Annotated in this window: 15 protein-coding genes and 1 other RNA gene; 5 read left to right on the top strand and 11 right to left on the bottom strand. The window is 65.3% G+C overall.

From position 1 onward, the window contains the following. Positions 1 to 50: 50 nt before the first annotated feature. A complete protein-coding gene (locus Y887_RS16480; protein ID WP_104612477.1) occupies positions 51 to 1,031 on the top strand; it encodes a rhamnogalacturonan acetylesterase in 981 nt (326 codons plus the stop codon). Positions 1,032 to 1,091: 60 nt separating this feature from the next. Here the strand turns inward: Y887_RS16480 and Y887_RS16475 are convergent, their stop codons facing one another. Further along, positions 1,092 to 1,364: a hypothetical protein gene (locus Y887_RS16475; RefSeq protein WP_046965383.1), complete on the bottom strand. Its 273-nt coding sequence runs from the start codon at positions 1,362 to 1,364 to the stop codon at positions 1,092 to 1,094. A gap of 77 nt (positions 1,365 to 1,441) precedes the next feature. Between Y887_RS16475 and Y887_RS20430 the strand changes: the two genes are divergently transcribed. Then, positions 1,442 to 2,170 carry a transposase gene (locus Y887_RS20430; RefSeq protein WP_146093457.1) on the top strand — a complete coding sequence of 243 codons (729 nt, stop codon included), beginning with the start codon at positions 1,442 to 1,444 and terminating at the stop codon, positions 2,168 to 2,170. Here Y887_RS20430 and Y887_RS20425 read toward each other — a convergent pair. After that, positions 2,103 to 2,645: a hypothetical protein gene (locus tag Y887_RS20425; protein WP_146093456.1), complete on the bottom strand. Its 543-nt coding sequence runs from the start codon at positions 2,643 to 2,645 to the stop codon at positions 2,103 to 2,105. The two genes, Y887_RS20430 and Y887_RS20425, sit on opposite strands and share 68 nt — an antisense overlap. Before the next feature lie 239 nt (positions 2,646 to 2,884). Here Y887_RS20425 and Y887_RS19400 point away from each other — a divergent pair. Next, positions 2,885 to 2,962: non-coding RNA, sX9 sRNA (locus tag Y887_RS19400), on the top strand. Positions 2,963 to 3,060: 98 nt separating this feature from the next. Here Y887_RS19400 and Y887_RS16470 read toward each other — a convergent pair. The 9 genes from Y887_RS16470 to Y887_RS16435 form a co-directional block, all read right to left on the bottom strand. Further along, complete coding sequence (locus Y887_RS16470) at positions 3,061 to 3,585, bottom strand: hypothetical protein (protein ID WP_046965382.1); 525 nt, start codon at positions 3,583 to 3,585, stop codon at positions 3,061 to 3,063. A 235-nt stretch (positions 3,586 to 3,820) separates the two neighbouring features. Continuing rightward, on the bottom strand, positions 3,821 to 4,285 hold the full coding sequence (locus tag Y887_RS16465; RefSeq protein WP_046965381.1) for a metallophosphoesterase family protein: 465 nt from the start codon (positions 4,283 to 4,285) through the stop codon (positions 3,821 to 3,823). A 154-nt stretch (positions 4,286 to 4,439) separates the two neighbouring features. Then, positions 4,440 to 5,993, bottom strand: a complete 1,554-nt coding sequence (locus tag Y887_RS16460) for a PepSY-associated TM helix domain-containing protein (RefSeq protein WP_046965380.1) — start codon at positions 5,991 to 5,993, stop codon at positions 4,440 to 4,442. Continuing rightward, positions 5,990 to 6,262: a hypothetical protein gene (locus Y887_RS16455; protein WP_046965379.1), complete on the bottom strand. Its 273-nt coding sequence runs from the start codon at positions 6,260 to 6,262 to the stop codon at positions 5,990 to 5,992. The genes Y887_RS16460 and Y887_RS16455 overlap by 4 nt, the downstream gene beginning before the upstream one ends. Next, entirely contained in the window at positions 6,252 to 6,551 is a 300-nt protein-coding gene (locus Y887_RS16450) for a hypothetical protein (protein WP_046965378.1), read from the bottom strand. The genes Y887_RS16455 and Y887_RS16450 overlap by 11 nt, the downstream gene beginning before the upstream one ends. Further along, entirely contained in the window at positions 6,548 to 6,739 is a 192-nt protein-coding gene (locus Y887_RS20420) for a hypothetical protein (RefSeq protein ID WP_146093455.1), read from the bottom strand. The genes Y887_RS16450 and Y887_RS20420 overlap by 4 nt, the downstream gene beginning before the upstream one ends. Before the next feature lie 201 nt (positions 6,740 to 6,940). Then, on the bottom strand, positions 6,941 to 9,124 hold the full coding sequence (gene glgB / locus Y887_RS16445) for a 1,4-alpha-glucan branching protein GlgB (protein ID WP_046965391.1): 2,184 nt from the start codon (positions 9,122 to 9,124) through the stop codon (positions 6,941 to 6,943). Between the two features lie 11 nt (positions 9,125 to 9,135). Beyond that, complete coding sequence (treS, locus tag Y887_RS16440) at positions 9,136 to 12,486, bottom strand: maltose alpha-D-glucosyltransferase (RefSeq protein WP_046965377.1); 3,351 nt, start codon at positions 12,484 to 12,486, stop codon at positions 9,136 to 9,138. Next, positions 12,483 to 15,599 carry a maltotransferase domain-containing protein gene (locus Y887_RS16435; protein WP_046965376.1) on the bottom strand — a complete coding sequence of 1,039 codons (3,117 nt, stop codon included), beginning with the start codon at positions 15,597 to 15,599 and terminating at the stop codon, positions 12,483 to 12,485. Before Y887_RS16435 ends, treS begins: the two co-directional genes overlap by 4 nt. 894 nt (positions 15,600 to 16,493) lie before the next feature. Between Y887_RS16435 and Y887_RS16430 the strand changes: the two genes are divergently transcribed. Both Y887_RS16430 and Y887_RS16425 read left to right on the top strand, forming a co-directional pair. Then, complete coding sequence (locus Y887_RS16430) at positions 16,494 to 18,236, top strand: ShlB/FhaC/HecB family hemolysin secretion/activation protein (protein WP_046965375.1); 1,743 nt, start codon at positions 16,494 to 16,496, stop codon at positions 18,234 to 18,236. Positions 18,237 to 18,258: 22 nt separating this feature from the next. Beyond that, a partial coding sequence (locus Y887_RS16425) for a two-partner secretion domain-containing protein (protein ID WP_046965374.1) occupies positions 18,259 to 25,160 on the top strand: 6,902 nt, incomplete at its 3' end.

Raw genomic sequence — 25,160 nt, 5'->3', positions numbered from 1 at the left:
CGCTCCAACCGCAGTCGCCCGGCAGTACCGATTCGATCTTGAGGTGATCCATGCGTCGTGACTCCCTTGCCCCATCGCTGCTGCTGACTGCGCTGGCAGTGGCATGCCTTCCGTTCGCCGACGCCGCCGCTGCCGCGCTGGCAGGCTCGCCGCTGGTCTCCGGTGCAGCTACCACCAGCAGCTCCAGCAGCAACGCGCCGGCCGCGACAGCTACGTTTACCGCCAGCAAGATCGTGCTGGTGGGCGACTCCACCACGGCGGTGCAAGGCGGCTGGGGGCCAAGCTTCTGCGCGCAGCATGTGACCTCGTTCCTGAGCTGCCTCAACCTGGCGCGCGGGGGGCGCAGCACCTCGAACTATCGCGCCGAAGGGTCGTGGGACATCGCGCTCAAGGAACTGCGCAGCGGCGGTTATCGACAGGTGGTGGTGTTGATCCAGTTCGGTCACAACGATCAACCGGGCAAACCGGGGCGTTCGACGGACCTGGCGACCGAATTCCCGGCCAATCTGCGCCGCTACGTGGCCGAGGCGCGTGCTGCCGGTGCCGTGCCGGTGCTGGTGACGCCGTTGACGCGGCGGCAGTTCGAGGCCGGCCAATTGGTGGACGACCTGGGCCCCTGGGCCCAAGCCACGCGTGCGGTGGCGCGCGAACTGCAGGTGCCGCTGGTGGACCTGCATGCGCGCAGTCGCGCCCTGGTGCAGGGCATGGGCCCGGTGCTGGCGATGCGGCTGGCGCAGCGCCCGGCCGAGCCGGCGCAGATCGCTGCCGCGCAAGCGGGTACCACCATCGGCAAGACGCCGGCGCAGACGGTCGCGCCATCGCCCGCGTCCACCTCGCCGTCGAAGAACGCATCCCCCACCAACGCCGCTGCCACCGCGCAGGACAACGCCAGCGCCGAGCCGATGGGCCAGGCCAAGCTCGCGTTCGACTACACGCATCTCGGCCCGGACGGAGCGGACCTGTTTGCCGCGATCGTGGCCGACGAACTGGCGCAGCAGCTGCCTGCGCTACGGCCGTTGCTGATTCCCTAGGCCTCAAACCAGCCAGAGCAAACCCGCATGTGCACACCGATGCTCGAGCCGGCGTGGCGCTCAGCCGGTACGCCGTTCGCGAAGCCAGAACCACACCGAGCCTAGCGCCCCGCCGATCAAGCCTCCCACCAGGATGCCATGCGCGAAACGCTGGCCGCTGAAATGAGCCACCAGCGCACCGATCGCCATGCACGGCAGCGAGATCCCCGCCACCCAGCGGCGCTGCGCAAGGCTGCGCGCCTGCGCGGCACGCATGCGTTCGCGCTGTAGCTGCGCCAGCGGCTCCGGCAGCATGAGGGCTTCGGCGATGGCATCGGCTTGCGTGCGATCCATGTAGCGCGTGTCCTAAAGGTCGATCATCGCGCCCGCCGCGATGGCGGACTCTGCCGTGGAGTATCGATGCCCCCGACGTGCTGCACAAGCAAGAAGCAGAGCAGGTGCACATGGCGATCGATACACGAAAACATCTGCTCGCCGTCCAGGTGACGCCTGCCATAGGGCAGGAACGTGCGCAGGTCCGTTCGTTAACCCAGGACGTCCCACATGCGACCGGCGAAGCGATCAAGATTGCTTTTGTAGATCAGGGCTATACCGGCCAGGAGCCGGCGCAGGCGGCAAAGGACGATGGCATCCCATTGCATGTGACAACGCGGCAAGAAGCCAAGCAAGAAAGGCGTTTTCTTGCTACCGCGCCTCTGGGGTTGTCGAGCACCGCCTGGGATGGGTCGGTCGTTTCAGACGGCTGCTACGCGACTACCTGCAACCTTGGTTGGCTTGCACGCCGGTGTCTTCAGGATACCCATGCTGGGAAATGCAGCAACGCTCTTTCGACAGTCATCACACGCTCCAGGAAGGATCTGAGCGAAGCCCCCGTGAGCTTTCAACCGACAACCGACAACCGAAACAATCTCCATCAAGCACAGTGTTGGTTTGTCAGCAAGTCAATGGCAGAGGTTCCTGATCGCGGCGCCTACCAGGGTTTCATGTGGGGAACCGATGATTTTTCTTCGAAAGATCCATCTTCGCCGTCAATCCTCTCCGGCCAGGGAATGGACCCGCACACCTGCGGCGCTACGGAAAACCGGAGAAACGCTGGTACACCCAGTAAAGCCTTGATGTCTCGGTGTCGTAGGCCATAACGTTAATTGCATTCAAAGAAGATGGCAAGTTCGGACCAACATAATCCGCTGGGTCCGATACCAGGGCGAAAAAAAAGCGTGAGGAATTGACTTCAAGAGGTTTCGGACATCCCTGCAGGTCATCTGGCGGCATTTCGAATTTAAATACATGGAATTCATCATACGTGTCAGGACCTCGGTGCCAAATCCCGCGCGCCACGCGACTTTGCCAGAACGTGTCTGGAACACTCGCCACATCGACAGCGTACAAGTAGTACATGTCTCCGAAAAAGTAATCGGTTTTCCCGCAGACTTGCGGTATCCCGCGCAAGGACGTGACCTGTCCGAGTCCACTGCGCTGCAGCTGTTCGTGCATGCTGACGATGGCACCAAAGCGTTGCTGTAATCCTAATACCATCCAAAAATTCACGCCCGCCGCTACGACGATCAGGCATATCAGCACAAGACGCTTCAATAGTTTGACGAGGCCGTGCATCGATCACCTGGGGGAGAAGGTAGTCACTGATATCACCATCGCATGGCGGCAACCGCCGGCCTAGTGGACAGGGCTTCGAGCGGCATCGATTTGCCTGACAAATTTGCGCTTGCGTCGCAGACCATTCCCTGCGCCTGCGTACGCTCACTATCTTCGGATCCTACACCGCGCACAGCAAGAGCAGCTGATAAGACGACGACATAGCCGCCAGGCGGGCACGGCCGGTGCTCGGAACCCCCATGTACTGCTCTCTTACACTGCGTTTCCTCCGCACCGTCCACGCCCACCTGACGACTGCTCGCTACGTTCTGGTAGGCGCTCTAATTAAGGCGTGCTTGTGCCGCAACACGCGCCAATCCACCGGTTGTCGCAATGTCGAGTGGTCTGTATGCAAAACGTGCACTACCACTGCGCGTTAGTTATTCTCGTAGATCCAGTAAATCCTGGACGCGCGGGTATCGTAGGCTACCACGCCTCGTCCGTTGGCTGTGGCTGGATCGTAAGAACCAAGATCACCCTGTGGATTGAAGAAGAATGTGACAACAAAATGCGCAGAGTTCATGCCCGGAACGTCGGGGCATCCCTCTAGATAGCCCGGTCTCAGCGACTCCAGCACGTTCGCCTGCGTGTCATCGAACGGACCGCGGTGCCAGTGGGTCCGCGCCGCACTGCTGTCCCAGAATGCGTCCGGAATCCTCGCCACATCTACGGCGTAGGAGTAGTAATACCCGTCGAGAAATCCGCTTTCCGTACAGAATTCCGGCATCCCGCGCACAGAGGTGACCTGGCTAAGCCCGGCGCGCTGAAGTTGTTCTTCTATTGGAGATATAGCGGAAAAAGACCACAGCATCGTGAACGCGATATGGATCGTCGTCACCGGCCCCAAGGCGATCCCCAGCACCGGTACAAAAATCTTTAACAGCTTGACCAGACTGCGCATCGATCGCCTCGGTGGGAGATGGCCAGTGGCATTACCATCGCATGGCAGCGACGGCCACGTCAGCGGCCGATACCTTTGACGGCGCCACCACTGCCCCACGCAGTTGTGCCGGCGTCGTGGACAGCTTTGCAGTGCGTCCGTTCAATACAGTCGCATCGCACAGCAGCAGCTTGATGAGGCGCGCTCGCGCTGCCATGGCAGGCCAGTCCGTCGCTTGACCCGGACGCCGGCAAAATCAACGCAGTTCAAGCGTCTGCACTGTTGCACGCGGTGGTCCATCGCCCAACCACAGGCTTGCCACACTGATCGGCAGACTGAAGCGACGCGGGCCTGCGCTACCCGGATTGACGTACAACACTCCATCGCGGCACTGCACGGAAGACTTGTGCGAATGACCACTCATGACGACGTCCGCTGCAGCACCCGGCGCCAGCGTTTTCAGATCGTGCAACACATGGATGCGCACGCCATCGATCAGTAGATCCAGCGTCTGCGGCAAACCCACCGCCCAGGGCTTGTCATCGATATTGCCGGCGATGACATGCAGCGGAGCCAGTGCCCGCAACGCTTCGAGGATCTCTGGCTTGCCCACATCGCCAGCGTGGATAATCTGCGCGCATCCCGTGAGCGCGGCGAGCGCCTCGGGCCGCATTAGCCCGTGAGTGTCGGAGATCAGGCCGATGCGTGTGCGGGCGGGCATTGGATCATCTCGCGCAGACAGAAGATGCGCATGCTACGCACCGCAGGTCGGCCGGACGTGAGGCCATTCTGTGCGGATGCCGGCATGCCGCAGCTCCCCGTGCAGGCATTACAGCGTTCACCGCTGCATGCGCCCACCAGCAATCACACGCAACTCAACCGGTGCCGCGTGCCGGCAAGGCCCACACGCTATTGGGATCGCCTTGCATGCCGCGACGCTTGCTCGCAACTGCCATGCGCCAATACGTCCAGGCCATGAGTAGTGCAATCAGATCGACGCCGAGCACCGTCGCGCTCTGCCACGGCGCGGTCGCGTCGTGTGCGCCAACGCAGCTGGCCAGCGGAATCAGCGCTGTCAACGCAGCGCACACCAGCAATACCTCATACGCGCCGCGTGCGGTGGGACGTATCAGGGCCCACAACAACGTTGCCGCGAACACCGCGTAATACGCATAACGTTCCTGTCCCGCCGGCAACATGCGCGCGGCGATAAACAACGCCGAGATACCGGCCACACTACCCAGACAGACACCGACGGTCAGCCGTGCCATCGCATGTGTGCGACGCGGCTGCGCGATGGTGCGGCGTTTGCGGCGGGTTTCGATCCACAACAGGTTGCCGCTGTAAAACAGGAACGCGCCGCCCAGCCCCAGCAGGAAGTACAGCCAGCGCACCGGCACATGCCCGAAGTTGCCGAAGTGCAACGCCTGCAAGCCGCGTAACGCAGCGGTGCCGGGCGACATGGTGGCCGGTGCCAGCACGCGCAGCAGCTTGCCCGTAGTGGCGTTCAGCGCCACACCGCCCAGCGTGTTGAGCCGGCGCTGGTCGTGATGGCCATAGATCTCCACCCGCGCGTTGGCGTCGCCGGCATCGTGGAAGGCCAGACTCTCCGGCACCAAGCCCGGGCTGGCCGCGCGCGAGGCGTCGAGCAGGGTGGCAATCGGCAGCAACGGTGCAGCGCGTTTGGCCGGCGCCACATGCGGTGCGAGCTCGAAATCCGGCTCCAGGATCTGCATCAGCTTGCCGTCGAACACCAGGAACTGGAACGGCGCCAGCAGCAATACGCCCAGGCAGAGCACCGCGCCGGACCAGGCGAAAATCACATGGAACGGCAGCGACAGCATACCGACCACGTTATGTGCGTCCTGCCACAAGCGCTTGAGGTTGGCACCGATCCGCAACGCGAACAGATCCTTGATGAACACCGGCGCGTACAACACCACGCCGCTGACCAGGGCCAGCCCGTACAGCACGCTCACCACGCCGAACAGATAGGTGCCGAATACGCGCGGCAGGCCGGCGGTGAAGTGCAGGTCGTAGAGGAAATCGGCAAAGCCCACACGCTGCGGCAGCTCCTGCAGCGCGCCGTCGGCAGCCTGTTGATACTGGCGCATGCCGCCGCTGGCATCGGCTTGCGGGCCATACCAATACAGCCGCGGAATCGGCCCATGTTCGCCGGGCAGCAGCACTAGAAACGATTCAGCCACCTGCGGATGCCGGGCGATTACCGCGTCCAGCAAAGATTGCGCGGCGGCGACCGGATCGGCCGGTGCATTCTCCCTGGCATGTGGCGTGGCCTGCCAATCGCTCAACTCGTGCGTAAAGACGTTGATGGCGCCGGCATAGAAGGCGATAAACAATGCCATGCCGGCCAACAAGCCCATCCAGCTGTGCACCGACAGAAACGCGCGCAAGGTCGATGCTTTCATGCGCTCAGCTCCGTCCAGCCCAATGCCTTGATGCCGGCGAGTGCGATGTAGCACAGCAGCGTCAGCCCGCCGAGAGATACCCAGGCGCGTAATGCGCTGCCAAACACGAACGGCAATGCCATGGCACCGATCCACACCGGAAACATCAGCAGTAACCACGCCAGCGTATGGCTCTGTTGCGGCCCCGGCAGTAACAAGGCGCACAGGCCGACCACACCGACCGCGAGCGGCAAGCCCAGTACCACGGCAGCCAGCCATCTAGCCCACATGGCGCACCTGCCTGCGTTGCGCACGCGCCTGCTGCCAGACATCCAGGTACGGCAACGCCACCGCCACCAGCATCAGCGCAGTCAGTGCGGCGAAGACCCCCGCCCACACACCCAACGCGCGGATGGCACAGGCCAGCGACAGCACCAACAACACGCAGCCACCGATGCGCAGCAAACGCGTGGACAATCGGCGCTGCAGCAGCAGGCGTTGATGCATGGTTGCCAGATAGAACGAAAAAGCCGACGCAGCAGCGGCGAGTAAATAGAACAACGTCATCAGGCTGGTCATGCGTGCGCCTGCCCAAAAACGAACGAAGGCGCTCCACCGCGCTGGGCAAAACGCTTGTAGTCGCAGCGAGCGCGTGCACGCAGCCACTGTGCCATCCACACATCGGCCTGCGCGCAGCCATCGACGCGTACAGCACGGATACCGGCCTCAACCATCGAAGAAGCAACCACAGCAATCAAAACGCCCACGCACAACACTCCCGTACAAGCGGTCGACGGAAGGCATGGCGGCGGCTGTGCCCGGCGGCCCTCCCCGGGCCGCCTGATTCGCGGGTGACAACCCTGCCGTGCCGCCCAGTGGGCACGCAGCAAGGTGTTGGCCGCTCTACGGCGCGCAATCTAGCAGGTGCCACAGCGCCGGACCAGCGGTCCGGCGCTGTGTGCGGTGCATCAGCCGTGCGGCGTGAGCACGATGACGCCCAGCGGCGGCAACAGCAGCGGCAACGACTGCGCGTGCCCATGCATGGATTGATGCTCGGCGGTCACCACACCGCCGTTGCCCAGATTGGCGCCGCCGTAGATGCCGGCATCGCTGTTGAACACTTCGCGCCATTGGCCACCCTGCGGCACGCCAATGCGATAGCCGTGCTGCACCACCGGGGTGAAGTTGATCACCACCAGGACCGGTGCGTCACCGCGTTTGCCCTTGCGCAGGAACGCCACCACGCTATTGGCCGCGTCGTCGCCAACCACCCAGGCGAAACCGGCCGGATCGTCGTCCTGCGCGTGCAATGCGGGATATTCGGCGTACATCCGGTTCAGATCGCGCACCAGTGTTTGCACACCGCGGTGGCGCGGGTCGTCGAGCAGATGCCAGGGGATGCCGCCGTCGTGATTCCATTCGGTGGGTTGGCCGAACTCGCAGCCCATGAACAGCAACTTGCGCCCCGGGTGGGTAAACATGAAGCCCAGGTACGCGCGCAGATTGGCAAAGCGCTGCCAATCGTCGCCCGGCATGCGGCCCAGCAACGAGCCCTTGCCGTGCACCACTTCGTCGTGCGAGATCGGCAGCACGAAGCGCTCCGAATACGCATAGACCATGCTGAAGGTCAGCTCGCCGTGGTGGTAGCGGCGGTAGATCGGGTCCAGCCCGGCGTAATGCAGGGTGTCGTGCATCCAGCCCATGTTCCACTTGTAGTGGAAGCCGAGGCCACCGTGCGCCACATCGGCAGTGACACCGGGAAACGCCGTGGATTCCTCGGCAATCATCACCGCACCCGGGGTGTGCTCACGCACTACCTCGTTGAGCCGGCGCAGGAAGGCGATGGTCTCGTAGTTCTCGCGCCCGCCGTGGATGTTGGGCACCCACTCGCCGGCATTGCGGCTGTAGTCGCGATAGAGCATCGAGGCCACCGCATCCACGCGCAAGCCGTCGACGTGGAAACGCTGCAGGAACTCCAGCGCACTAGCGATCAGGAACCCGGACACCTCGCGCCGCCCGTGGTTGTAGATCAGCGTATTCCAGTCGCGGTGGAAGCCTTCGCGCGGGTCGGCATGTTCGTACAGCGCGGTGCCGTCGAAATGCGCCAGGCCGTGCGCGTCGGTGGGGAAATGCGCCGGTACCCAGTCGACGATCACGCCGATGCCTTCGCGGTGGCAGCGATCGACGAAGCGGGCAAAGCCATCCGGCGAGCCGAAGCGCGCGGTCGGCGCGAACAGGCCCAGGGGTTGATAGCCCCACGAGCCGCCGAACGGATGCTCGGTGACCGGCATCAGCTCGACGTGGGTGAAGCCCATGTCGGCCACGTACGGGATCAGGCGGTCGGCCAGACCATCCCAGTCCAGGTCCACGCCTTCTTCGCGCAACCAGGAACCGGCATGAATCTCATAGATGCTCATCGGTGCGTCGTGCGCCTGGCGGCGTGCACGCGTGGCCATCCAGCCGTCGTCGCTCCACTGGTGCGGCGTGGGATCGGCCACGATCGAGGCCGTGCCCGGCGCAAGCTCGGCGCGACGCGCGACCGGATCCGCCTTGGCCGGCAGCTCATGCCCATGCGGGCCGCGCAGCTGGTACTTGTAATGCGCGCCAGGGCCGACATCGGGCACGAACAGCTCCCACACGCCGGACTGGTGCCGCAGCCGCATCGGGTGGCGGCGTGCATCCCAACTATTGAAGTCGCCCACCACCGCCACGCGCGAGGCATTGGGTGCCCACACCGCAAAGCGCGTACCGCGCACGCCGTCCACCTCCACCACGTTGGCGCCCAGCGCGTCGGCCAGCTGCAGGTGGTGGCCTTCGCTGATCAGGTGCAGGTCGAAGTCGCTGAGCTGCGGCCCGAACGCATACGGGTCGGCAGTGTCCTGCTCGCCGCCGGGCCAGCCGATCCGCAGCCGATACGCGCCCTGCGCCGGCAACTCACCGGCAAACAGGCCGGCTTCCGGGCCGGCCTCCAGGGCGATCGTCTGCCCGTCATCCAGAACCGCGCTCACCCGCTCGGCGCCCGGCAGGTAGGTGCGCAGCACCCGCCCTGCGTCGGTCGGGTGCGCGCCCAGTACGGCGAAGGCGTCGCCATGGCGTGCTTCGGCCAGGGCGCGTACCACGCCGGAGTCCCATCGATTGGTCACTGCTGTCATCACTCCACTCATCATGTGTCTCCTGCACCGGCGCGTGCGCGTTGCAGGATGCGTCGCAAGCCTTCGATCGGCACCATCAACCAGCCCGGGCGATTGGCCGCTTCGTAACGCACTTCGTAACAGGCCTTCTCCACCAGGAACAGCAAGGTGGCCGCGTTGAACGCGGCCGGCGCAATCCACGGATGGGCGCTGGCGTCGAGCACGGCATGGTAAGCGTCCAGGAAGGCCTGTGTGGAGCGGCGGCGGAACTGCACCAGAAATTCATCCAGATGCGTGTCCACACCGACGCCCGCGCGTGCGGCGGTACCTTCTTCGCCGCGTGCCGACACTTCGCTGGCGTAATCGAGCGAGCGCAGGAACCCGGCCACATCGCGCAGCGGGCTGGCCTTGGCGCGACGCTCGGCCAGCGGCTTGGCCGGCTCGCCTTCGAAGTCGATCAACACCACATCGTCGAAGGCCACCAGGATCTGGCCCAGGTGGAAGTCGCCATGCACGCGGGTCAGCAGCGAATCGGCCAGCACGCTCGGCGCCCTGGCCAGCAGGCTGTCCAGCTGCGGACGCTCGGCGAGCACGGCCTCCAGCGCCTCGCGCTCGGCCGGTTCTTCGCTGCCGGACAAGCGCGCGTTGACCATTTCCCACATCTCTTCGACCTGCCGCGCCACGCCGGCCACCACATCGTTGGCGGTGGGCAGATCGATCCGCTGCGGTGCGAAGTCTGCGTCGTCCGTCTGCCGCGACAGCGCTTCGTGCAACTCCGCCAGGCGCTTGCCGACCACCGCCGCAAACGCGTCGTAGCCGGCAATGGCTTCGGCGCGCGACTCGTCGGTTTGCGCGGTGGCGTATTCGTCGAAACTGCGCGCCAGATGGTCCAGCGTCCAACGCCAGGCATCGCCCTGGTTGCGGATGAAGCCCTGCAACAGCGCAATGGTGGTGATGGTGCCCTGCCCATCGACGCGGCTGACGCTGCCCAGCAGCGGCGCCGCATTGGCGTAACCCAGCTCGGTCAGGCGGCGGCCGATCTCGATTTCCGGGTTCGCGCCGATCGCCACATGCCGCAGCAGCTTGAACACCGCCTTGTCGGCGACCACCAGCGAGCTGTTGCTCTGCTCGGCAGACAACCAGCGGATATCCGGATCGGCCGGGATCTCCAGCCTGGCCAGCGCGGGCGTGGCTTCGAATCGCACCTGGCCTTGCTGCGACGGATCGTCGCCATCGCAGAAGTCCAGCATCGCATTGGTCCGCAAGGCATCGATCACCCCGCGCACCATCGGCTTGAGCGCAAACGCATCGGTGAGATAGCCCACCTCGCGCCCTTGCCGCACGCGTGCCAGGGCCAGCTGTTCGGCCAGGGTGCTGGGCTGGTCGCGCTCCCACACGATGCCGATCGGCAGCATGTACGAGGCGTGGTGGCCATCTTCCAGCTCCACGTCCAGCTCCAGCAAGCTCATCGGCTCATCGCCCGGCAGCGGCGTGCGGCGCGAGATGCGCACGCTGCGTAGCGCCTGGTCCTTGGCCGAGAACCAGCGCCGCGCCGACAGCCACGCCGGCAGGATTTCGCCTTCCAGGGTGGGCAGATGCAGCAGCAGCGCGCTGCTTTCGTCGGTGTCGCTGCGCAGCACCAGCGTGCGGTAGTCCGGCAGCGGTACCGGGCTGGGCACGTGCCAGTCCGGCAGCGTGCCTTCGCTGACCAGCTGGAACGCGTAGAAGCCGAACGGCGGCACCGTGAGCAGGTAGGTCAGCCGGCCGATCGGCGGGAAGCTGCCGCCGCCGATGATGTCCACCGGCACGCGGCCTTCGAACTCGGACAGGTCCAGCTCCACCGCCTGCAGCGTATGCGACAGGTTGGCCACGCACAGCACGGTTTCGTCCTGATGGCAGCGCAGGTACGCCAGCATGCGGCGATTGCCCGGGTACAAAAAGCGCAGCGTGCCGCGGCCGAACGCCCGGTAGCGCTTGCGCACGCTGAGCACGCGGCGGGTCCAGGTCAGCAGCGAATGCTGGTCGCGGATCTGCGCTTCCACATTGACTGCCTGGAAGCCGTACAGCGGATCCATCACCGGCGGCAGCACCAGTTGCGCGGGATCGGCGCGCGAGAAACCGCCGTTGCGGTCGATCGACCACTGCATCGGCGTGCGCACGCCATCGCGGTCGCCCAGATGGATGTTGTCGCCCATGCCGATCTCGTCGCCGTAATACAGCACCGGCGTGCCGGGCATGGTCAGCAGCAGGGACGTCATCAGCTCGATACGGCGGCGGTCGCGCTCCAGCAGCGGCGCCAACCGGCGCCGGATGCCCAGATTGATGCGCGCGCGGCGATCGGCGGCATAGGTCTGCCAGAGATAATCGCGTTCCGAGTCGGTGACCATTTCCAGCGTCAACTCGTCGTGGTTACGCAGGAAGATCGCCCACTGGCAGCTCTCCGGAATCTCCGGGGTCTGCCGCATGATATCGGTGATCGGGAAGCGGTCTTCGCGCGCGATCGCCATGTACATGCGCGGCATCAGCGGGAAGTGGAACGCCATATGGCATTCGTCGGCGTTCTGGCCGAAGTATTGCTGCGTATCTTCCGGCCACATGTTGGCCTCGGCCAGCAGCATGCGGTCCGGGTACTCGGCATCCAGCGTGGCGCGGATCTTGCGCAGGATGGCGTGGGTCTCCGGCAGGTTCTCGTTGGAAGTGCCCGAACGCTCGATGAGGTACGGCACCGCATCCAGACGCAAGCCATCCACGCCGCGGTCCAGCCAGAAGCGCATCACTTCCAGCACCGCCTCCAGCACGGCGGGGTTGTCGAAATTCAGGTCCGGCTGGTGCGAATAGAAACGGTGCCAGAAGTACTGCCCGGCCACCGGGTCCCAGGTCCAGTTGGACTTTTCGGTGTCGCAGAAAATGATCCGCGTGCCTTCGTATTCCTGGTCGGTATCGGACCACACGTAGAAGTCGCGCTCCGGCGAGCCGGCCGGCGCGTTACGTGCGCGCTGAAACCACGGATGCTGATCGGAGGTGTGGTTGATCACCAGCTCGGTCACGATGCGGATGCCGCGCGCATGCGCCTGCGCCACCAGCTGCTCGAAGTCTTCGATGCTGCCGTAGTCCGGATGCACCGCCATGTATTCGGCGATGTCGTAACCGTCGTCGCGGCGCGGGCTGGGATAGAACGGCAACAGCCAGATGGTGTCCACGCCCAGTTCGGCGATGTAGTCCAGCTTGGAGATCAACCCCGGAAAATCGCCGATGCCGTCGTCGTTGGAGTCGAAGAACGACTTGACGTGCACCTGGTAGATGATCGCGTCCTTGTACCAGAGCTGGTCGGCGACGACCGCCGACTGTTCTGCGTCGGCTTGTAAAGCGGGAACTGCATTCATGCGACCTCTCCTGCGCGGATGCGCCATAACGCGAACGGTCGCGCTGCCTCTACACGGATGTGCTGGTACTTGCCTTGCCATTCGAACCGGTGCCCGTCCCACAGATCTTCCACGGCAACGGTGACGTGATCGGGCAGGCCCAGTTCCCACAACGGGATTTCGATATCCGCATCCTGGCCGGCATGCGGGTCCAGGTTGATCGCCACCAACACCATGCTGCGGCTGCGCGACAGATACCCGGCATCCAGGAACTTGCCGAAGTACAGCACCTGATCGTTGTGCGCCTGATAGAAACGCGTGCCCAGATGCGACTGCAGCTCCGGGTGCATGCGGCGCAGCTGGTTGAAGCGGGTGATCTCGTCGACGATGTCGCCGGGCGCACGTTCGGACCAGGCGCGCAGCTGGAACTTCTCCGAATCCAGGTACTCTTCCTTGCCCGGCGCCAGCGGCGTGGCCTCGCACAGCTCGAAGCCCTGATACATGCCCCACAAGCCTGACAGCGTGGTCGCCAGCGCGGCGCGGATCAGGTGCCCGTTGCGCCCGCTGGTCTGCAGGAACAGCGGATTGATGTCCGGCGTATTGACGAAGAAGTGCGGGCGGAAGCACTCGCGCGGCACGCCCTGGTTCAACTCTTCCACATACGCCTGCAGCTCGTGCTTGTGGTTGCGCCAGGTGAAGTAGGTATACGACTGCGAGAAACCGCACTTGGCCAGGCGGTACATCATCTTGGGCCGGGTGAAGGCCTCCGACAGGAACACCACATCCGGACGGCGCCCGCGGATGTCGGCAATCAGCCACTCCCAGAACGGGAACGGCTTGGTATGCGGGTTGTCCACACGGAACAGGGTGATGCCTTCATTGACCCAGAACAGCACCGCATCGCGCAGCGTGTTCCACAGGTCCGGAACCGCGCCGCTGGCGTAGAAATCGACGTTGACGATGTCCTGGTACTTCTTCGGCGGATTTTCCGCGTATGGAATCGAGCCATCCGCGCGCCAGGTGAACCAGTCCTTGTGGTCCTTCAACCACGGATGATCCGGCGCGCACTGGATGGCAAAATCCAGCGCCACTTCCAGGCCATGCGCACGCGCGGCCTGGATCAGGCGACGGAAACCGTCCAGCCCACCGAGCTCGGCATGCACCTCGGTGTGGCCGCCATCGGTGGCACCGATCGCATACGGGCTGCCCGGTTCGCCATCGACCGCGGTGACCGAGTTGTTGCGGCCCTTGCGATTTTTCGCACCGATCGGATGGATCGGCGGCATGTACAGCACATCGAAGTTCATCGCACGGATATGCGCCAGCCGCCCGATCACATCGTCGAAGGTGCCGTGCCGCGCCACATCGCCGCTTTGCGAGCGCGGGAACAGCTCGTACCAGCTGGCAAAGTGCGCCGCGCGGCGCTCGGATTCCACCCGGTAGGTCACCGGTGTCTCGGAGCGGAACGGCTTGTCGTCGGCCAGGGCCATCGCCTGCGCGGTGTCCGGCTCCAGCACGATGGCCAGCTGCTGCAAGGGCTCGCGCTGCGCACCGATGCGGGTGAGGATGGCCTGCAACCGCTCGCCCAAATCCCCGCTGCTGCGTGCATGCGCGGCCTGCACCACGGCCACCGCCTCCTGCACATCCACCGGCAACACCGTATCGGCTGCACGCTTTTTTTCCAGATCGGCATGCAAGGTAGCGAACACATCGCGCCAGCCTTCCACCCGGAATTCGTAGGTGCCGATGCGCTCGAGCGGAAACTCCGCGCGCCAGCGATCGTTGCCCAGCGCACGCATCGGCGCGCTGGACCAGGTCTTGGCATCGGCCGGCCGCCACAGCACCGCCACCGCGATGCGGTCGTGCCCGTCGCAGAAGGCATCGGCTTCCACACAGATGCGGTCGCCCACCGTGCGCTTGACCGGGAAGCGGCCGTTATCGACCGACGGCGTCACCGATTCAATGCACACCCGCGGCCAGGTGGCCGCGGTCTGCGCACGCGGGCGCATCCGCGGCACCGCCAGCACATGCCGCGCCGGCACGCTGCGGTACACCCGCACTTCGCCAGGCTCCAGTGCGTCGAGCGTTGCGCCGGACAAGCTGCGGCCATCCTCGGCCAGCAGCGCCTCGGCATCGCCCAGCAGTCGCAACAGGTCCGATGCCGGAACCGGCACGACATGCCGCGTGTCGCCATTGATCAATAGCAAGGAGGGCAGACCGCCCAGTGGCTCCACCGCAACGGCGGTCAGGCCGGTGGATTCGCGCAGCAGCGGACGCAGCCGCAGGCCGGCATGGCTGGTCGGCAGGCGGTCGGCCGTGCGGATCGGCGGCGGCAAAGCCTCAAGATGCGCCTCGTCGAGCAACCACGCCCCACCCAGGGCACGCGCCAATTGCCAGTGCTGCTCGGGTGAGGACGCACGCTTGCCATCGGGCGCATCGAGCACCGCAACGACCTGCGACGCCAGCGCACGCAGCGCGGTGTCTTCATCGAAGAACCAGCTGCCGCGCCCGTCCCACCACGCCAGCGACGAAAACGCCGCATCGAAACCGGCACCGGACAACTGATGCAAGGCATCCAGGCCCAGGCCCGGCGTCCACGCAGCGAACACCACCTCCGGTGCCTGCACATGCACCCGTGCGATCAGCTCGCGCCAGCGCTGTGCCGGCACCTGGTGCGGCTGCAGCAACCGAAAGCCGCCCACGCCCTGCCCCACCCACTCCAGCAGGCGCGCGCTCCACCATTCCACCAACGCCGCACCTTCCTGTGCGTAGGTAAAACGTGCCTCGGCGACCTCCGGCGTGGCGCGCGGCTGGCGCGGGTCGGGGACTGCGGTGCCGCGCGCACGAAACCACTGCGGGTTATCGCGTACCACCGCGCTGGCGCCGCCGATTTCATCCAGGCGCACATCGAGCAGCAGCGTCACACCTGCACGCTGCGCCGCCTGTGCCGCCTCGCGCAGACGGCCGTCTTGCGCGTCGGCACCGGCCGCCAGCTCGACCAGCCGCCCCTGCGCATCGCGCGCGAACGGCGCCGCCATCACCACGTAGTCGCAGCCCGCCTCGCGGGCCGCAGCACAGCGCTGCTCCAGCCCGCTAGAGGTCTTCGTTGTATGGTTGAGAACACAGATCCGCATGGCGCCCCCTCAGCAGACGGCGGCGCGCGAACGCACCGTGACGATGGAAGCCATGCCGCACGCGTCGTGTCGCCACATTGCAGCGGCGCGCTGACGCAGCGCCGCTCCAACACCCGCCCGGATCACGCCTTGCCGCCCCGACTCTTGCCGGCGCGACACCCGACCGACCCTGCTACCTGTGACTGCACTCATGCGCAACTCCGCAACGATTCTTGACCCATGCAGTCAAGCACCTTCGTTGCGAATACCGTGTGTCGGTGGAGTTGACGAAAATCAAACAAGCGCAGCGGTGAAGCGATGCGGGCGCAAGAGCGAGCAGTGGCCGAGGTCGGGTACGTTACAGAACGTGGCGCAGGACATGTCGTAGGACATGACGGGTCGTGTCACGTGCGCGACACCGTCAGCACGGCGTTCGAACCACGTCGATGCCCTGCGGCTGTCGTGCTGACCTTGCCGGAGACCCTGGCCAGATATTTCAGTGCGGTGGGGCGCCATCACTGCCGACGTGATCACGGTCCGGAACAGGTCGAACGCAACGCAAATCAACAAACATTCCAGGCATCGCAGCCAGAAATTCAAACGATTTAATCCGGGTGTCAAATGACCGCTGGCGTACAGAAGTAAAAACAACTCGACCCAGCGCTTTTATTTAAACAGGAGATTCCGATAAACCAAATATGGATCCTCACACCCGTATTTCTTGCGAGCAAGGGTGCACCGTAACGAGGCCCTCGCTTTCATTTCAATAATGGAATTATTGGTGCTCGTATAACGTCCCGCGATAGAAGGTCAGGATTTTTCCTACAGGCAAGCTCTTCCGCTTGCATTAAAATATCGTTAGGGGCGATGCGAAAGCGTCGGTAGGTCGTTATCGAGTCGGGCGGTTATCTGCACATGGATTCAGGCACAAAAGGAAGGGCACGCATGCGTGCCACGTGGTGCATTGCGTTTTTTGCGGGCACGGTAGCCCAGGTTTCTGCGCAACAGATCGCCGATCCCGCCGCACAGGAGTTGTTGCGACAGCAGGAGCGCGAGCGTGTGCTCCGCGAGCAGCAGGAGGCGCGGCCGGATGTGCGCCTGGAACGCACCCCGGACGATGGCGTGGAGCGGCTTCCCACCAATGAGTCGCCCTGCTTCCGGATCGAGCGCATCGTGCTCGATGGGCAGGATGCGGATGCATTTCGTTGGTCGCTGAAAGCCACCGATCCCCGGCAAGATCCCGCCACCGGCCGTTGCCTGGGCACCAATGGCATCAACCTGGTGATGAAGCGCGTGCAGAACGCGGTCATCGCACGCGGCTATGTGACCACCCGTGTGCTTGCCGCGCCGCAGGATCTCACCGGCGGCACCCTGACGTTGTCGCTGGTTCCCGGACGCGTGCATGCCGCTCGCTTCAGCGACCCGGCGTCCGCACGCGCAGCCATCGCCAATGCCGTGCCTGCACGCAGTGGCGATCTGTTGAACCTGCGCGACATCGAGCAGGGCCTTGAGAACTTCCAGCGTGTGCCGACGGTGGTCGCCGACATTCAGATCGCCCCTGCCCAAGGCCAGGGAACCGGCCCGGGAGAGAGCGATCTGGCCATCGCGTGGCAGCAGCGGTCACGGGTACGCGCCAACCTGAGCCTGGACGATGCCGGTAGCGATGCCACCGGCAAACTCCAGGCCAACGGCACGCTGTCGCTCGACAATCCCCTCGGCCTCAACGAGTTGTTCTACGTCAGCCTCGGCAAGGGCGTGTTCAACGGTGCCGGCAAGGACACCGATAGCTGGACGGTGCACTACGACGTTCCCTACGACTACTGGCTGTTCGGCGTCACCGCCAGCGCATACGACTACAGCCAGGCAGTCGCCGGCGCGATCGAGACCTACGATTACAGCGGACGCAGTCGCAATGCCGAAGCACGCATCGATCGCCTGCTGTTTCGCAATGCCACGATCAAGCTCGGGGCATATGGGCGTGGCTGGTGGCGGCAGTCCACCAGCGCCATCGACGACACCGAGATCCAGGTGCAACGGCGGCGCACCGCCGGCTGGGAATTTGGCCTGAACCACCGCCAGTTCCTCGGCAAGGTCACCCTGGATGCGAGCGTCGCCTATCGGCGCGGTACCGGTGCGTTCGATGCATTGCGCGCGCCGGAAGAACTCGCCAACGCCTTCGATCCGTCGATTCCGCTCGAAGGCACCTCGCGCATGAAACTCATCGTCGCCGATGCCCAGCTGGCGGTGCCGTTCCAGCTTGGTGCGCAACGTCTGCGCTACAGCGCCTCCTGGCGCGCGCAGTGGAACCGCACCCCACTGGCACCGCAGGACCGTTTTGCGATCGGTGGGCGCTTTACCGTGCGCGGGTTCGATGGCGAGTTGACGCTCAGCGGCGACCGTGGCTGGTCGCTGCGCAATGACCTCAGCCTGGCGCTCGGCGGCGGGCTCGAAGCGTATCTGGGCGCCGATTACGGGCACATCGGCGGGCAGTCCGCGCGCTTTCAGAGCGGCGACCATCTGGCCGGCATGAGCCTGGGCCTGCGCGGAGGATGGCAACACCTCTCCCTGGACGGGTTTGTCGGATCAGCGCTGGAAAAACCCGCAAATTTCCCGACCGACTACACCACCTTCGGCTTCAGCCTGTCCTGGCGCTACTGAATATTCCACAAGGATTAGTGACATGAATCGCGTCTATCGCTTGGTCTTCAACCGCGCCCTGCGCGTGTGGCAAGTGGCATCCGAATTGGTACGTGCCCCCGGTGGCAGCACCGGTGGCGCCACTGTGCGCGCGCACAGGCTGACCATGGAGCCGCTGCAGTTTGCGCTGTTGTGCGCCCTTGGCCTGGTGAGTGTGGTCGACCTCGCTCAGGCGCAGTCGGCTGGCCGTATCGTGGCCGATCCGGCTGCGCCAGGCGGCGAACGCCCGACGGTGCTGACCGCCCCCAATGGCGTGCCGATGGTCAACATCACCACGCCGTCGGCAGCGGGCGTCTCGCGTAACCGCTACTCGCAGTTCGACGTCGGCCGCGAAGGCGCCATCCTCAACAATGCGCGTGGACAGACCCAGACCCAACTGGGCGGCTGGGTACAGGGCAACCCGTGGTTGGCCACCGGCAGCGCCAGGGTGATTCTCAATGAGGTCAACGGGCCGGCGAGCCGGCTCAACGGGTACGTGGAAGTCGCCGGACCCCGCGCGGAAGTGATCATTGCCAATCCGTCCGGCATCCAGGTCGACGGCGGCGGGTTCCTCAACGCCAGCCGGGTGACGCTGACCACCGGCACGCCCATCCTCTCCGGCGGGGCGCTGGAGGGCTACCGCGTGAGCGGCGGCGCCATCCAGGTGGGCGGCGCCGGCCTGGATACCAGCGGCGCGGATTACACCGATCTGATCACCCGCTCGCTGCAGGTCAATGCCGGCATCTGGGCCAATCAGTTGCAGGCCAGCCTGGGCAACAATGTGGTCAGCGCCGATCAAGCGCGTGTCGCGCCGCAGGCCACCTCCGGTCAGGCGCCAACCTTCGCACTGGACGTCGGCGCGCTGGGCGGCATGTTTGCCAACAAGATCTGGCTGGTGGGCAATGAGCAAGGCGTCGGTGTGCGCAATGCCGGCAACATCGGCGCGCAGGCCGGCGAACTGGTCGTCACGGTAGACGGACGGCTGGAAAACACCGGTGCATTGCAATCGCGGCAAGACACCCGCATCGCCGCCACTGGCGGTATCGCCAATGCAGGTACGTTGAGCGCCACGCGCGAATTGCGCGTCGCTACAACGGCCGACCTGGACAACAGCGGCGGCGTACTCAATGCGCAACGGCTGCAGATCGATGCAGCGGCATTGCGCAACCAGAACGGCACGATCGAGCAGACCGGCGTGCAGGCACTGGCATTGAATGCCGGCAGTGTGCGTAACCGTGCCGATGGCAGCATCGGCGCAATCGCCGCGTTCGCGCCAAGCGACGGCGCAACGCCCGGCACCGGTGGCGGCAACGGCGGCAACGGCGGCAACGGCAATCAGAACACCGGCGGCACCGATGGTGGAAACGGCGACACGACGCCTCCGGTCAGCGGGCCGGCGCCCGGCATCGCGCCGCTCGCCGCAGGCGCGCTGACTGTCTCGGGTCTGATGGACAACGATGGTGGCCGCATCAATGGCGGTGGCTCGGTGTCGATGTCGGTTGCAAATGGGCTGGACAACAGCGGCGGGCGCTTGGGCGTGTCCGCACTCAGCGCGCGCGGCGATCTGAGCAACCGCGCCGGCACGCTCGCCATCTATGGGGATGCGGATCTGCAGCTTGGCGCGCTGGCCAATGACCAGGGTCGCTTTACGGTGGCCAATACGCTGGGCCTGGATGCACAGTCGCTGAGCAACCGCGGCGGTGAGCTGCGCCATGCCGGTGGTGGCGCGGCAGCCTGGCAGGTGCGCGGGCTGCTGGATAACCAGGACGGCGTGATCTCCAGCAATGCCGCAGCGCTGCAACTCAGCGCGCAGGCAGTGGTCAATGCGCAGGGCCGCATCGAACATGCCGGGACACAAGGTCTGACGTTGTCGGCGCAGGACTGGTCCGGTGCCGGCGGCAGCATCGCCACACCGGGCGCGCTCACCTGGCGCGCAGGTGCGGTGGATCATCGCAATGCCACGGTGAGCACCACACAGCTTGACTTGCAGGCGACCAGCGTCGATAACCGCGGCGGTGCGCTGCTCTCGACCGGCAACCAGCGGGCGACCTTGCAGGTGCGCGAGCGGCTGGACAACGGCGATGACGGCACCATCGCCAGCAATGGCGATCTAGGCATTCGCGCTGGCACGCTGGGCAATGCGGGCGGCCAGATTCAGCAGGCCGGCAATGGCATGCTGGCCATCGATACCACTGCACTGGAGGGTCGCGCAGGGCGCCTGATCAGCAATGGTGCGCTGGCAATCGATGGCGGGCGCATCGATCTTGCGCAGGGCGTCACGTCCGCCCAGCAGATCGGCATCGATGCGGGCGCACTCAGTACCGCGGGCGGCCGTGTGACATCGCTGGGCGACCAGGCGCTACGCCTGACCGTGCGCGACACCCTGGACAACCGCGATGGCAATCTTGCCAGCAATGCAGGCATCGACATCGCTGCAGGTGTTGTCGAAAACCAGCGTGGCGCGCTCCTGGCGGCAGGCAGCGAAGCCGTCACGCTGCTGGTGGGTGGCGCATTGGACAACAGCGCCGGAACCATTTCCGGCAATGGCGCGGTGCAGCTGCAAGCCGGCAGCGTGATCAATCGCGGCGGCACGGTCGTTGCCGCCAATGGCGCTGCATTGCAGGTCGACGCAAGCAACCTGCTGGACAACAGCCAGGGCGGCCGCCTCGCCGCCAGCGGCAACCTCACCGCACATGCGGCCACGCTGGATAACCGTGCCGGCGCGATCGAACATGCCGGTACCGGCACCTTGAACGTGGACGCTACTACGCTCCAGGGCGCAGGCGGCAAGTTGCTCAGCCTGGGAACGCTGCAGCTGGACGGCGGTGACATCGATCTGGGCGTCGGCAGCAGCACCCAGGGCGAGCGTATTGTTGTCGATGCCGACAACCTCGTCACCGCAGGCGGGCAGCTGAGTGCGACCGGCACCGATGCGTTGCGCGTGACCCTCACCGGTGCGCTCAACAACGATGGCGGCACCATCGCCAGCAATGGCGCGTTCGCCGTGCAGGCCGCGGCCCTGTCCAACCACGGCGGAACCCTGGTCGCCGCGGGCAACGCCGGTGGCCGTGTGGACATCAGCGGGCAACTGGACAATGCAAACGGCCGCATTGCCAGCAACGGCAGCACCCTGCACCTGGTTGCAAACCGGCTGATCAATCAGGACGGAACGCTCAGCCACTCGGGCAGCGGTGGCCTGGAGATCGCCGTCACACGCCTGGACGGCAGCAAGGGCACCATCGTGACCGTCGGCGCGCTGTCGGTGGCAGCAACCACGATCGATCACCGTGACGCGGCCATCGGCGCAGACAGCGTGCAGCTGCAGGCACAAACGCTGGACAACCGCGGCGGACGCATCGTCGCCAGTGGCAGTACTGCGAGCGCCCTCCATGCCACTGTACTGAACAATGCCGGCGGCACCGTTGCAGGCAATGGCGACCTGTCGCTGACCAGCGATCTGCTGGACAACACGCAAGGCACGATCCAGCACGCAGGCACCGGCCAACTGCAGATCGATGCACAGACACTCGCCGGCAACGCGGGCAAGCTGATCAGTAACGGCACCTTGCGTGTCACCGGCCAGAGCACCGATCTGCGCAATGCCACCACCGCTGCACGCACCATTGCGGTGGATACCGGCAACCTCACCACCGCAGGCGGCCAACTGTCGGCGAGCGGCGACCAGCAGCTGCGGCTGAGCGTTGGCAACACGCTGGACAACACCGGCGGCACGATCGGCGGCAACGGTGTGCTGGCGCTTGGCGCACAGACGCTTATCAATACGCAGGGGACACTGCAGGCGGCAGGTACGGGGCAGTCCACGCTGAACATCGACCAGGCCGTGCACAACCAGCGGGGCAAGATCCTGCTGGCTGGTGACGGGCACGTCGCCGCTGCAAGCATCGATAACCAGGCCGGTACCGTGCACGCGGCAGGCAGCCTGTTGCAGGTGGACGTCGATGGTCTGCTCGACAATCGCACGCAGGGCGTGCTGTCCAGCGCAGGGGCGCTCGCCGTGGATGCCGCCACCCTCGACAACGCGGCCGGCAACGTCATCGCCGGCACCGACCTCACGCTCGTCACCGCCAACGCCATCGGCAACAACGGCGGAGCCATCCAGGCGACCAACGCACTGCACCTGGAATCGGCCGGTCTTTCCAACCGCGCCGGCAACATCATTGGCGGCAGCGCGCTGGTCGACACGCGGGCGCAACTGCTGGACAACGCCGGTGGCACCATCGGCAGCCAGATCGGCATGCTGGATATCCGCAGCGGCGCGCTCAACAACGCCGGTGGGCGACTGCAGTCGCAGGCAGCCTTGTTGCTGCAGACCAATGGCCAAACGATTACCAACACCGGCTCTGGCAGCAATGGCGGCATTCTCGCCAGCGGCCGCCTGCAAGTGGATGGCGGTACGTTGGATAACCGTGGCGGTGCGGTGTTTGCGCAAGGTGATGCACGCCTGACGGTCGCCAGCGTCGATAACAGCGCCGCCGGCGCCTTGAGCGGCGCAGGCAATTTCGCGCTCACCGGCACCACCATGAATAACGTTGGCGGCCGACTGCAGGCGGGGCAGAACGTCGACCTGACCTTGAGCGGTGCGCTCGACAACCAGTCGGGTCTGGTCGCTGCAGGCGGCGCGCTGACCCTGAATGCGTCGACCGTGGATAACCGCAACACACGCAGCGGGGCCACACTGGGTCTGCAGGCCGGACAGTTGCAGCTGCAGGCGCAATCGCTGGACAACCGCCAAGGGCAAGTCATCACCGACGCGGCAGGCAACCTGCAACTGACGTCATCGCTCAACAATGCAGGCGGCCAGATTTCTTCTGGCGGCAGTCTGGACATGCGGGCCGATGCAGTCGCCAACAGCGCAGGCCTGCTGCGGTCCGACGGCAACCAGAGCGTGACCGCACGCAACCTCGGCGGCGATGGCCAGGTGCAGTCGCAGAGCAATCTCACCCTCACCTTGCGCGAGGGCCTGACCAACACCGGCGAGATGATCGCCAACGGCACCCTGGCCATCCAGACCGAGGGCGACCTTTCCAACCAGGGCATCCTGCGTGCCGGCAACCTGGACCTGACCGCACGCAATGTGGACAACACCGTCAACGGGCAGATCACCAGCCAGGGCATCACCCACATCGCCACCGGCAGCCAGCTGGTCAACCGCGGCCTGATCGACGGCGCGGTCACCCATCTGCAGGCGGCAACGCTGGACAACGTCGGCACCGGACGCGTGTATGGCGATCATGTCGCGATCGCCGCAGGCACCTTGCAGAACCGAGCCGAAACCATTGCCGGCGTCACCCGGGTGGCCACCGTGGCCGCACGCGAGCGCCTGGACCTGGGTGTCGGTCAACTGACCAATACCGATCGCGGCCTGATCTACAGCGATGGCGATGCCGCCATCGGCGGTGGACTGGATGGCAATCGACTGGCCACCGGCGTCGCACGCCAGATCGACAACCTGGGCTCGGTCATCGACGTGGCCGGCGATCTCGATCTGCAAGCGACCACCATCAACAATATCCGCCAGAACGTGGTGGTCACTCAAACCACCACCACCCTGGCTCCGGTGCGCCTGGATCAGCCGACCTGGCGCAACAACGGTGAAAACGATACTTCCAATATCCGCTCCACCAGCAACTACGCCGCCTCCGAGGTGTACTACCTCAATCCCCAGGACATCCTGGAGGACACTCCCTACATCACCCCGGATGGCTACCAGGTGCGGCGCGCGGTCATCCGCGTCACGCCACAGACCAGCGCCTATTTCTTCGCACGCGGCGGCATGTATCAAGCCACGGGCGAGCGATCACGCCTGAATTCGCAATCGGGCACGCTGACCATCTACTACACCGGCCGCCAGGACAACCAGGTCAACCCGGATCAGGTCGCCTCCGGTGCCGACGACCCTTTCCGCGAGCTGTCGCAGATCCAGCCCGGCTCCCCCGCGTTCCGTTACGCAAGCGACACGTTGAGTTACTCCAGCGCGTACGGCACCTGCACCACCAACTGCGTGCAGCTGTGGGCACAGTTCGCCTATACCGATCCCGATCACATCCTGATGAATCCGCAGGGCACCGGCGGCGGCAGGCTCAACGACAACGAGCGCTATCGCATGGCGACCCGCACCGTGGTCGAAGATGTCCTGCAGCCGGGTGCCGGACCAGAGGCGGTCATCCAGGCCGGCGGTGCGATGCGCATCGGCACCGATGCGTTGCGCAACGAGTACGCACGTATTGCCGCTCGCGGCGATCTGGCGATCACCGGGCTGACGCGTACAGCCAGTATCACCAATCTCGCCTACACCCTGTTCCGCACGCATAGCTTCAACAACGTCACTACCGCCTACAACGGCACCACCCGGAGCTGGAGCAATCCATCCATCTCCGAGCAGATCGGCCAGATCGGGAGCCAGCTCACCAGTGGCGGCACGCTGAGCATCGATGTCGGCGATGTGAGCAACCTCAACCAGGGGCGCGACGCACCAAACGTGCGCGATGGCGCTGCGGTTGCCAACCTCAACATCCGCGGGTCGCAAACAGCGCCCACCGGCACCGGCATGGGCGGCATCGCCGGCCCGGGTGGCGTGGCGACCAACGCCGCCGACCGTGCGCTGGCTGCGGCAACGCAGACCGCAGGACAGAGCGGTGCCGGCAGCGTCGGTGGCGTCGGGAGCAGCGGCCCGGTGACGGGCGCACGGGTGGTCGATGCCGCCGGCGGCTCGCCGGACCGCATCGCCATGGGCACGCCCGACACGCGCGCGCCCACCGGCAGCCTGTTCACGCTGCGGCCCGCCAGCGGCAGCTATCTGGTCGAAACCGACCCGCAGTTCGCCGACTACCGCAGCTGGCTTGGCTCGGACTATCTGCTCAATCAGATGGGCTATTCCGCCGATGC

The organism is Xanthomonas pisi DSM 18956, assembly GCF_001010415.1.
GTDB lineage: Bacteria > Pseudomonadota > Gammaproteobacteria > Xanthomonadales > Xanthomonadaceae > Xanthomonas > Xanthomonas pisi.
The sequence above is the reverse complement of the archived record's forward strand: the minus strand, read 5'-3'. Positions and strand labels throughout refer to the sequence as shown.

Bases quoted from the DNA above. Each gene is read 5' to 3' on its own strand.
- Y887_RS16480 (WP_104612477.1), top strand. From the start codon at position 51: ATGCGTCGTGACTCCCTTGCCCCATCGCTGCTGCTGACTGCGCTGGCA.
- Y887_RS16475 (WP_046965383.1), bottom strand. From the start codon at position 1,364: ATGGATCGCACGCAAGCCGATGCCATCGCCGAAGCCCTCATGCTGCCG.
- Y887_RS20425 (WP_146093456.1), bottom strand. From the start codon at position 2,645: ATGCACGGCCTCGTCAAACTATTGAAGCGTCTTGTGCTGATATGCCTG.
- Y887_RS16470 (WP_046965382.1), bottom strand. From the start codon at position 3,585: ATGCGCAGTCTGGTCAAGCTGTTAAAGATTTTTGTACCGGTGCTGGGG.
- Y887_RS16465 (WP_046965381.1), bottom strand. From the start codon at position 4,285: ATGCCCGCCCGCACACGCATCGGCCTGATCTCCGACACTCACGGGCTA.
- Y887_RS16460 (WP_046965380.1), bottom strand. From the start codon at position 5,993: ATGAAAGCATCGACCTTGCGCGCGTTTCTGTCGGTGCACAGCTGGATG.
- Y887_RS16455 (WP_046965379.1), bottom strand. From the start codon at position 6,262: ATGTGGGCTAGATGGCTGGCTGCCGTGGTACTGGGCTTGCCGCTCGCG.
- Y887_RS16450 (WP_046965378.1), bottom strand. From the start codon at position 6,551: ATGACCAGCCTGATGACGTTGTTCTATTTACTCGCCGCTGCTGCGTCG.
- glgB (WP_046965391.1), bottom strand. From the start codon at position 9,124: ATGACAGCAGTGACCAATCGATGGGACTCCGGCGTGGTACGCGCCCTG.
- treS (WP_046965377.1), bottom strand. From the start codon at position 12,486: ATGAATGCAGTTCCCGCTTTACAAGCCGACGCAGAACAGTCGGCGGTC.
- Y887_RS16435 (WP_046965376.1), bottom strand. From the start codon at position 15,599: ATGCGGATCTGTGTTCTCAACCATACAACGAAGACCTCTAGCGGGCTG.
- Y887_RS16430 (WP_046965375.1), top strand. From the start codon at position 16,494: ATGGATTCAGGCACAAAAGGAAGGGCACGCATGCGTGCCACGTGGTGC.